Source organism: Candidatus Eremiobacterota bacterium (assembly GCA_031082125.1).
Taxonomy (GTDB): Bacteria; Vulcanimicrobiota; CADAWZ01; order CADAWZ01; family Ess09-12; genus Ess09-12.
Genome location: JAVHLM010000037.1, coordinates 50,331 through 60,964, shown reverse-complemented (window position 1 = coordinate 60,964; position 10,634 = coordinate 50,331). Strand labels below are relative to the sequence as shown.

Sequence of the window (10,634 nt, the reverse complement as noted above, 5' to 3'; positions counted from 1 at the left end):
TGTACCAGGCTCCTGTCCTTATGATGTCCTGCACCTCCGAAGGGAGCCCGTGGAACCTCTCGTCAGTGAGATAACGGAAGCCGGGAAGAAGAGAATAATTGTGAGAGACCAGGCAGTCATACTCCAGGATCCTCGCGCAGCGCCCCGCCTCTTCCCTGAGGTCCACCGTGGGCACGCTCGCCGCATAGGCAATCCACTGCATCTCATTTCTGGAGTTCACCACGGGAAGAATGAGGCGCGCCTGCTCCCTGGTGATGACGCCCTTCTTGAAGGCATCCCCGGTGATGGAGTGGCGGTGGAAGCCCTCGGCGAGCCTGATGAGCTGGCGGGTCTGAGCCATCGAGAAGCCGCAGCGCTCCCCGGCGTAGTCCTCGATGAACTCATAGCCGAGAAGGCGGTGGAGCTGCCTTTCATCCATCGCCCGGAGGAGCATTCCCGCGGCCACTTCAAGCCTCTGGCGGATAGAGGCGGCCCTCCGGAGCCTCCCCGCAACGACCCTGGCGGAGACCGTGCCGGCTTCACTGCCCATGCGGCACTCTTCCAGCCACGAGGGGAAGAAGATGCTCCAGGGTGATGCCCACGGATTTTCGCCGGCCTGACCCTCGTTGCCCCGCCCCTCGCCAGCCTCCCGGGCGACCTCGCCGGTATCGCCGATGCGGCGATACCACATCCGCCTCTTCAAGAGAGACACCCGGGAAAATATGGGGCGGTTCCCCGTTGTATCGAGGGCCGGAAGCTCCGGAAGGTCGTTCCCTGATGCAAGGAAATTCGCAAGGAGTGCCTCGACGAAGCCCGAGAGAGGCCCGTCATAGTGCTCCCTGTCCCGGAAGAGGGAGAGGGCGAAGTCCCAGGTGAGGGCAAGTGAGGGCGGTACGCTGAAATACATCATTGTGCCTTCGGACCCGGCTTCGGGACCATCGCCGGAAGGGGTCGCCGATCCGGCCTTCCCTTCGGCGAGAGCCCTTTTCACTTCCCTCTCGAGGCCGCACAGGGAGCGCTCCCGCGCAATGGCGAGCCACCAGGACTCATTCTCAGGCGTGATGACTCTCGAGAGATGCCTGAGGGCGCTCTTTGCGATCCTGCCCTCAAGATAGGCCTCCCGCGTGAGGGGGAGCGCCCTGAGAAGCTCGAAGTTGTGCATCAGCTCCGACGCGGTGCGCCCCGAGAAAGAGAGATGCTCCGTGGCGAAGGTCCCCATGGAGCGGTATCCTAACTGATCAACTCCTTTCGATTTGAGAGTAACGAGAAGGCCGCCAAGCACAAGATCAAGTGCCATGCGGCCGCGGACTGCCTCGCAGAGCAGAAAATCAATGTGCGCTGCACGCTCGTCTCTGTCGATGGATCCGAAGGTGATATCCTCCGTGAGCTTTTCGGCTTCGGGGATGAGGCCACCTCTTGTGATCTTGACCAGGTGCCCGGGCCTGCATGAGGTCCCTGCGGGGATCTCATAAGGCTCCGGGAGGAGCAGCATGTCATCGTAGTTCTGAGAAGACATTGGATCACCGAGATGGAGAAGCTCCTCCTCATCTGGAAGATGCAGAGTGAGAGTGGGTGAGAGATCTATGGTGCCCATACTCTCATTATAGCATAACAGTTGTGATAAATCAAAGAAGCAGATCTCTGAAAAGCTTATCACATAAGCTTTCTAAGGCCATCACCACATGCGCGACATTGAACGTAAAGAGGGTGGATGGTCAAAAATGACTACCCAGGCCTTCAAAAGCGATCCATCAGACATCTGTGCGCCTGTACGGTTGCATGGAAGGGAGGAAGAGGCTGGCGCGAGGGTGAAATATTTTTTCTGCCCACGCTGAACGAGTCTCTTTTCCCACCGTCCACGATTCCACCTTACCCGCCCTGAGGAAGGTTTTTCCCTCATTGAAGCTGAATTTTGAGGTGCTCAAGTGAACACCTATGTGCTGGCCCGGAGAATTCCCCTGCCCTCTCTGCAGGGCCTTTCTCCAAAAACAAAAGAAACAGCACTGAACAGGTCACTGCTGTTTCCTGAATACTCTACTAACGCTCTTTCCTGAGGTCTCTATCTCTCGGGCGCTGAGTCCCGGTGCTTATTCTCTCCAGCCGCCTCCGCCGCCCCTGGCCCCCCCCCTGCCTCCGCCGTCGCGGCGGTCAGCCCTGGGATGGGCCTCATTGACTTTCATCGCTCTTCCCTTGAAATCCTTGCCATTGAGGTTATCTATGGCGACTTTTCCCTGGGCGGCATCGGCCATTTCCACAAAGCCAAATCCTTTTGATTTCCCGCTGAACTTGTCCTTGATGATAGTTGCCGATGATACCTGCCCGTAAGCCTCAAATGCCTCCCTGAGATCATCCTCGCTCACTTCGTAGGGCAGGTTTCCAACGTAGATATTCATGTACCTCAAACCTCCTGATACAACTTTTTCGTGAATTGCAGGAGAGCGGCCTGGAACCGGAGCGTAGCAGCGCTATGCGGGGGAATTCCTAAGATGCGTCCTGACAGAATCACTTTTTTTGTGAGTCACTTATTCTCTGTCACAGGGAACTTTCCTCTTTTCCCGGGAGATAATTTGGATATTTTCTCCGGTCTTTCAGGTGGCGGCACCTCACCTAAAGCCATGGATTTGGTGCGGTGAGGAAGGATAAAGCGGTGCTTTTGGCAAAATGCTCTTATAGCCCCTTTATTATGGCCAGGCTCGAAAGCCATGCTCACAGGAGGTTTCATGCTGGAACGGGACCTGAAAATGGAAGCCGAGAAAGAGATGGAGTCCGGTGAGAGGCTTCTCTGGTGCGGACAGCCTGATGCGAAGCGCCTGGCAATGCAGACCCTTCCTTTATTCATCTTTGCCATCCCCTGGACCCTTTTCGCCCTGTTCTGGGAGACCATGGCATGCGCGGCCTGTTTTGGAAGCATGGGGAAAAGCGGTGCCGGTGCGGGGCCGGGATTATTCGCTCTCATCTTCCCACTTTTCGGAATACCTTTCGTGCTTATCGGCCTGGGAATGCTGAGCTCGCCCTACTGGGCTTATAAAAATGCATTGAAAACATTATATGCCGTCACCGACAGGAGGGCCTTCATAGTGGCTCCTGCGTCCTGGGGAGGCTCAAAGACAGTGAACTCATACCGCGATGAGGATATAGGGAATATAGAGAGAACTGAGCGGGCCGACGGCTCGGGCGATCTCATCTTCGCCAGGGAGCAGTATACAGGGAGCAGGGGAAGCAGGGGGACAAGGTCCATAGGCTTCTATGGCATACCTGCCGTGCGCAAAGTTGCCGACCTTATGGAAAAGACCTTTAAATCGACAGAAGAAGAGAAGTAAGAGCCCCTGTGAAATAAAATCGCCCTTTCCGGGGTAGAAGAGGAGTGACTTCCATGGAGCGTTTTTCCTATTCCCGGATACAGGCCTTTGAGACCTGCCCTGCCAAGTATCATTTCACTTACATAAAGAAGATCAGGCAGGATTTCGAGAGTGTCGAGGCCTTCATGGGCTCGAGGGTCCATGAATCACTTGAGTTCCTTTACAAGAGAGTCGCATCATCTGTGGCGCCCTCTCTCGAGGAGGTCCTGGCTTATTATGGAAAGCGCTGGGAAGAGGCATGGAGCGACAATGTGACCATTGCTGACAGTGAGCTCACCAGCGATCATTACCGGGCACTGGGCGAGAAGTGCCTCGTGAGGTATTACGAGCGGTATAAGCCTTTCCACGGCGCCATCACTATCGGACTTGAATACAAGGCTGATTTCAATCTTGACGATGAGGGGCGTTACCCCTTCACTGCCGTGATAGACAGGCTCAGCAAAATCTCTGACTGCTGCTGGGAGATCCATGATTACAAGACCGGCTCTGCCATGCCGACGCAGCAGCAGCTTGACGGCGATACCCAGCTTGCCATTTACCAGCTTGCCCTCGGGAAGCTTTTCCCCCATGTGCGGGAAGTAGCCCTTGTCTGGCATTATCTTGCCTTTGACGAGGAGCTCCGATCAGAGCGCACCGGTGACCAGATTGAAGAGCTCCGGAGCTCCCTTATTGGGAAGATCGACACCATAGCGTCCCAGAAAGAGTTCCCGGTAAAGACGGGCCCTCTCTGCGGCTGGTGCAGCTACAAGGCTATCTGTCCCGCGTGGAGGCATGAAGCTGCCCTGGCAGCGATGTCAGATGAGGAGAAAGGCTCAGAGCCCGGCCTCCTTCTTGTGGACCGTTATGCCGCAGTGAGCGAGGAGCTCGATAAGCTTGAAAGGGAGAAAGAGCTCCTCTCGAAAGCCATAATAGAATATGCCGATGGAGAAGGCCTCGAGAATCTCTCCGGCACCAGGCACAGGATAAGGGTCTGGTGGTACGACCAGACCTCTCTCCCTCCCTGGAACGATCCCCGCAGGGCCGACGTTGAGGCGATCCTGAAAGCCCATGGGCTCTGGGACTCCTATTCAAGCCTTGCCCATGTGAAGCTCTCGAAAGCCCTGGAGGAAAAGAAGGTGCCGGGAGAGGTTCTGGAGGCCCTGGCGCCCTATGTGACCCGGGAGCGTTCCGCGAAACTTTACACGAAAAAGAAATGAGAGGGGACACTCACACAGGGTGCCCCCCTCGCGAGCGTCACGAAGCAAAGGAGGCATGATTATGGTTCGGAGGCATGGAATTCTATGGTGTCTTGTGCTGGCGGTGCTGCTCCTTATGAGCTCACCTCTCTCGGCCGAGAGCGGCAGCACGAAGAAGCTCTGGGACAGCTACATCGAAGCGCAGAAGAAGGGCCTTCCCAAGTCGGCCATCGCCGCCCTCCAGGAGATAGAAAAGACCGCCGTCAGGGAGAATAGGCCCGGCGAGGCGCTGAAGGCCCTGTGCCTCCGCATCGTGGCGGAATCCAACATCGCAGGCAACAAGCCCGAGGTGAAGGTCATCAGGCTCAAGGATGAGATTGCCAAGGCCCCCCCCTCGATGAAGCCCCTCATGCAGTCGATTCTGGCCCAGTGGTACTGGCACTATTATTCAAGGAACAAGTGGCGCTTCATGAACAGGACCGAGACGGCAGGCCTTGATGACAAGGATTTCACCACCTGGGATCTCCCCAAGCTCTTCAAGGAAATCTCATCGATATACCAGGATCTTCTCACCAAGGGCGATGTCCTCAAGAAAACCACCCTTGCCGAGGTGAAGGATGTCATCGACCCGGGAAATGTGCCGCCCGCCATCAGGCCTACGCTCTATGATGTCGTGGCCCACTCTGCCCTGGAGTTCTACATGTCCGGCGAGCAGGCAGGGGCGCTGCCCGAGGATGCCTTTGAGATAGATGCTTCGTCGCCCGCCCTGGAGAGCGCCGACAGGTTCCTGGCCTGGAAGCCCGAGACAACGGACACGGCCTCGCCGAAATACCGGGCTCTTCTCATTTTCCAGGAACTGCTGAGGTTCCACCGCGGTGACGGGAGCCCCGATGCCTTCATAGATGCCGACCTGCTGAGGCTTCACTATGCCTATAACAGCTCCGTGGGCGAGAAGAAGGATGAGCGCTACCAGGCAGCCCTTGAAGATATCACCGCGAAATATCCCTCATCTGAGCTTGCAAGTCTTGCTCTTTATCACAAGGCCAACCTGCTTTACAAGAAAGGGAAATATACCGCGGCATATTCGGCAGCCGACAAGGGAAGAACCATGCACCCCAAGTCATATGGCGCCGCCCTCTGCCTTAGCCTTATCGAAACCATCACTGCGAAGAGCCTTTCCCTTACCACTGAGCGCACTGTACCGCCGAAGATCAAGAGCCAGGTCCTTATCAATTATGCCAACATTACCGGCGTGACCTTCAAGATTGTCAAGGACAATTGGCAGAGCTACCTTGAGACCCGCAAGAACCCCATGGGCCGCGAGGAGACGGAAGCCTTGCTTGCGAGGCCTGCTGTGGCCCAGTGGACTATAAAGCTCAAGCCCACGGAAGATTACAGGGCAAAAAAGGTAAAGGTCGATATCCCTGCCCTGGAGCCCGGATTTTACAGGATCTTCGCAAGCCACAGGAGCGACTTCTCAAAGAACGACAATATGCTCCAGCAGGCCATCATCCAGGTGAGCACCCTTGGCGTCGTCACGCAGAAGATTGACGACACGGTAAGGGGCATCATTACTGACTCCATGAGCGGCGAGCCCATCCAGGGAGCCACGGTGAGCCTTTACTGGCTCAAGGACTACAACGCGCCGAGATACGAAGTGAGGGATACGCAGAAGACCGACGAGAACGGCTGTTATTCCTTCAAGGCGGCCCGGTCGGGGAATTACCGGGGCATCAGGCTTTACGCGAAGGATGGGAAAGGCTCTGAGTATATTGACCTCTCGGACCTTTATCCTTACGAGCGCGGTGCCGATGCGGCATACACGAGAACGGTCTTCTTTACCGACAGGGCTATTTACCGGCCGGGTCAGACCGTTCACTTCAAGGGCGTTCTCATCAATGTTGACAAGCAGCAGAAAAACTACCAGGTGATTCCCAACAGGAACGTGACGGTAAGGTTCCTTGATCACAACAGCCAGGAAATCTCAACCCTCAACCTCACCTCCAATGACTTCGGCTCTGTCCAGGGGAGCTTTGCGGCGCCGGCTGACAGGCTCACGGGAACCATGTCCCTCCAGACTCACGATCCTTCAGGGTCTGTCTCCTTCCGTGTCGAGGAATACAAGCGTCCCAAGTTCAGCGTTGAGATCGTGATGCCCAAGGAGAGCCTCAGGCTCGGTGACAAGGTGACGGTGAGCGGCTCGGCAATGGGTTATACGGGCGCTCCTGTTGACGGGGCGAAGGTGAGTTACCGCGTCGTGCGCCAGGTGCAGATGCCTTACTGGTGGTATTTCTTCTGGAGCAGGGGCAGGTACGGCGCCATCGGAGAGTCCAGGGAGATTGCCCACGGGAAAGCCGCCACCGACGCGAGCGGAAAGTTCAGCATATCATTCGTGGCAGACCCCGACAGAAGCGTGCCGAAAGAGGAGGAGCCCTCCTTTGTCTATCAGGTCTATGCCGATGTAACGGACAGCGCGGGGGAGACAAGAAGTGATGATGCCTCGGTGAGGATCGGCTATACGACCATGGAGGCCAGGATGAGCGCCGGCAACTGGCAGACCGAGGGAACGCCCGTGAAGATGACGGTCTCCACCACGACCCTTGACGGGGTGCCCGTGGGAGCCGAAGGCCTTGTGCAGGTATACCGCCTCAAAGAGCCGCCGAAAGCGGTGAGAAAGGACATGCTGGGCGGCGGCCAGCTCATGAGCGACGAGGGGGAGATCCTGGAAAATGACAGCGAGTCCGCGGAAGCGGTGCGCTGGCCTCTTGGCGATGTCGCCGAGAAGGGGAGCTTCACCACCGGCGGGAAAGAGCCCGCAGCTCTCAATTTCAACCTCAAGGCCGGCGCATACCGTGCCATCCTCTCCTCGAAGGACCGCTACGGGAATGCTGTGAAGGCAGAGCTTCCCCTCACGGTGGTGAACCTGAAGAGCAGCGATTTCACGGTGAAAGTGCCTTCCTACTATGTGGCGCAGTCCTCTGTTGTTGATACCGGGGGGACCTTCAGGGCCCTCTGGGGCACGGGGTACGGCCAGGGGCGTGCCTTTATCGAGATGTTCAGGAACGGCCGGAGCCTGAAAAAATTCTGGACAGGCTCTTCTGCCACGCAGAGCCTTATCGAGTTCCCCGTGAGCGACGACCTGCGCGGCGGTTTCACCGTCGTGACAACGTACGTGAGGGAGAACCGCTATTACAGCTACCGCAGCGAAGTGATAGTCCCCTGGTCCAACAAGAAGCTCGAGGTCTCCATAGAGACGTTCCGCTCGAAGCTCACGCCGGGCCAGAACGAGACCTGGTCACTCCGGGTGAAGGGCCCCGGCGCCGAGAAAAAGGCCGCAGAGCTTGTGGCCGCTCTCTACGACGAGTCCCTTGATGCCTTTGCGCCCCATTTCTGGCAGACCTTCCAGTCCCTCTTTGCCAGCAATTACCTGGTGATGGAGCAGCGCTTCTCAGACGCCGCCGAAAGCTTCCAGGCATGGCACTCCAGCTGGAATCCCCGCCATGGCGTGCCCTCGAGGGTTTACCCTGACTTCCTGGGAGCCATCACCGAAAATCTTTTCGGATATGGGTATATGAATCAAACGGGGGCTGTTTACAAGCGTTCCATGGCGACCTGCGATGACGTGGCGCCCTGCGAGAGCGCAGCGCCTGCACCGCCTCCTGCGGCGAAGCCGGCGGCAAAGGAGAAGGGCGAGGCGGAAGAAGGTCTTGCGGCAAAAAACGGCCGAAAGAAAGCCGACGGCGATACTGAAGCCGAAAACCGGGCCGGCGGGGGAGGAAAGAAGCCCGCCGTCGATCTCAAGGATGTCAAGGCCAGGAAAAATCTCAATGAGACGGCATTTTTCTTCCCCTGCCTGCTCGCCGACAAGGACGGCTCTTACAAGATAACCTTCACGATTCCCGAAGCCCTCACCAAGTGGCATTTCATGGCCCTCGCCCATGGGAAGGGCCTTGAGAGCGGCTTCACGGAAAACCATACGGTGACCCAGAAGGATCTCATGGTGCAGCCCAACCCTCCGCGCTTCATGAGAGAAGGCGACGAGCTGGAATTTGCCGTCAAAGTGACCAACATGACAGAGCAGGAGCTCAAGGGAGCCGTGGCCCTCTCCCTCTTTGATCCCGCCACATCGCAGCCTCTTGACGAGAAGCTCGGCATCACAAAGGCAGATAAAGAGATAGCCGTGCCGCCCAAACAATCCAAGAGCTATTACTTCCGGCTCTCGGTGCCGGATAACATCACTCTCGTGGCTTTCAAAGCCGTGGCCAAGGCAGGCGCCCAGAGCGACGGCGAGGAAGGCATAATACCGGTTCTTTCCCGGCGCATTGCCGTGACAGAATCCATCCCTCTCTGGGTGAGAGGGCCCGGCGAGCGGAAGTTCACCTTCGAGAAGCTTGCGAAGTCCGGCGGCTCTGACTCGCTCATCAACAGGTCCTACACGGTGCAGATGACTTCCAACCCAGCATGGTATGCCGTGCAGGCCCTCCCGTTCCTGATGGAGTTCCCCCACGAGTGCTCCGAGCAGGTCTTCAACAGGCTCTACGCCAATGCCCTTGCCCAGAAGATCGCCTCGTCAGATCCAAAAATCAGGAAGGTTTTTGACGAGTGGCGCACCATATCTCCTGAAGCCCTCCTCTCGAACCTGGAGAAGAACGCAGAGCTCAAGGGCGTCATGCTCATGGAGACGCCCTGGGTGCTTCAGGCAAAGAGCGAGTCCCAGGCAAAGCGCAACGTGGGCATCCTCTTCGAAGACGGCCGCATGAAAAAAGAGCTCTCAAGTGCCTATGACAAGCTCAGGAACATGCAGCTCTCCGACGGCTCGTGGCCATGGTTCCCCGGCGGCTATCCCAACAGCTACATCACCTTATACATCGTGACGGGCTTCGGCAGGCTCAAGCACCTGGGAGTGCAAGCCTCGGGCCATGACCTCGCCGTGAGGGCCCTCGACAGCCTTGACCGGTGGATTGTGGACGTATACCGCGAGATATTGAAACAAGGCAGAAAGGATGATAATCACCTCTCGGTGACTATTGCCCTCTATCTTTACGGACGGAGCTTCTACCTTGCCGAAAAGCCTGTTCCTGCCTTTGCGAAGGAGGCACTGGATTACTTCCTGGGGCAGGCGAGGAAATACTGGCTCCGCCTGGACTGCAGGATGGGCCAGGGGTACCTTGCCATCGCCCTCAAGCGCTTCGGCGACAAGAAGACCTCCCATGACATCATGGCATCCATCAGGGAGCGGAGCGTCACCGACGAAGAGCTCGGGATGTACTGGGCCGAAGGCGAGCTTTCATGGTGGTGGTACAGGGCGCCCATAGAGGCCCAGGCCCTCATGATAGAGGCATTTGACGAGATAATGGGCGATGCAAAGGCGGTAGAGGAGTGCAAGGTGTGGCTCCTCAAGCAGAAGCAGACGCAGGACTGGAAGACCACTAAGGCCACGGCCGACGCCGTCTACGGCCTCCTCTGCCGGGGGGACAACCTCCTCGCCTCGAGCGAGATCGTCGAGGTAGACCTCGGCGGCGTAAAGCTTGATCCTGAAAAGGTCGAGGCCGGCACAGGCTTCTACGAGAAGCGCTATGACGGCCCCCAGGTGAAGCCCTCGATGGGCCAGATAGAGGTGAAGAAAAAGGACAAGGGCATCGCATGGGGCGGCGCATACTGGCAGTATATGGAGGACATGGCAAAAATCACCCCCCATGTGCAGAACCCTCTCAAGCTCGAAAAGTCGGTCTTCGTGGTGAAGAGAACTGGCAGCGGCCCCGTCATCGAGCCGGTAAAGGGCTCCCTCGAGGTGGGCGACCTCCTGAGGATCCGTATAGTGCTCCGCACCGACCGCGACATGGAATATGTCCATATGGCTGACCAGCGCGGCAGCGGCCTTGAGCCTGTGAACGTCCTCTCGCGGTACAAATACCAGGACGGCCTCCGTTACTACGAGTCCACCAGGGACACGGCGACGCATTTCTATATTGACTACCTGCCCAAGGGCACGTATGTCTTCGAATACGACCTCAGGGTGCAGCTCAGGGGAGCTTACCAGAACGGGATGGCCACCATCCAGTGCATGTACGCCCCGGAGTTTTCAAGCCACTCGGAGAGCGTGAAGCTCGAAGTGAAGTGA

5 protein-coding genes are annotated in these 10,634 nt (G+C 57.4%); 3 read left to right on the top strand and 2 right to left on the bottom strand.

The features are described from left to right. Window positions 1-1,573: hypothetical protein (locus RDV48_27585; GenBank protein MDQ7826596.1), on the bottom strand; the 1,573-nt coding region annotated here is incomplete at its 3' end. A 493-nt stretch (window positions 1,574-2,066) separates the two neighbouring features. Beyond that, window positions 2,067-2,372 (bottom strand): RNA-binding protein, encoded by a 306-nt coding sequence (locus tag RDV48_27580; GenBank protein MDQ7826595.1) that lies wholly within the window; start codon window positions 2,370-2,372, stop codon window positions 2,067-2,069. Window positions 2,373-2,699: 327 nt separating this feature from the next. Between RDV48_27580 and RDV48_27575 the strand changes: the two genes are divergently transcribed. The 3 genes from RDV48_27575 to RDV48_27565 all read left to right on the top strand — a co-directional run bounded on the left by RDV48_27575 (window position 2,700) and on the right by RDV48_27565 (window position 10,634). Next, window positions 2,700-3,299, top strand: coding sequence for a hypothetical protein (locus RDV48_27575; protein MDQ7826594.1), 600 nt, complete (start codon window positions 2,700-2,702; stop codon window positions 3,297-3,299). A gap of 53 nt (window positions 3,300-3,352) precedes the next feature. Beyond that, window positions 3,353-4,534 (top strand): PD-(D/E)XK nuclease family protein, encoded by a 1,182-nt coding sequence (locus tag RDV48_27570; protein MDQ7826593.1) that lies wholly within the window; start codon window positions 3,353-3,355, stop codon window positions 4,532-4,534. 61 nt (window positions 4,535-4,595) lie between these two features. Continuing rightward, a complete protein-coding gene (locus RDV48_27565) occupies window positions 4,596-10,634 on the top strand; it encodes an alpha-2-macroglobulin family protein (protein MDQ7826592.1) in 6,039 nt (2,012 codons plus the stop codon).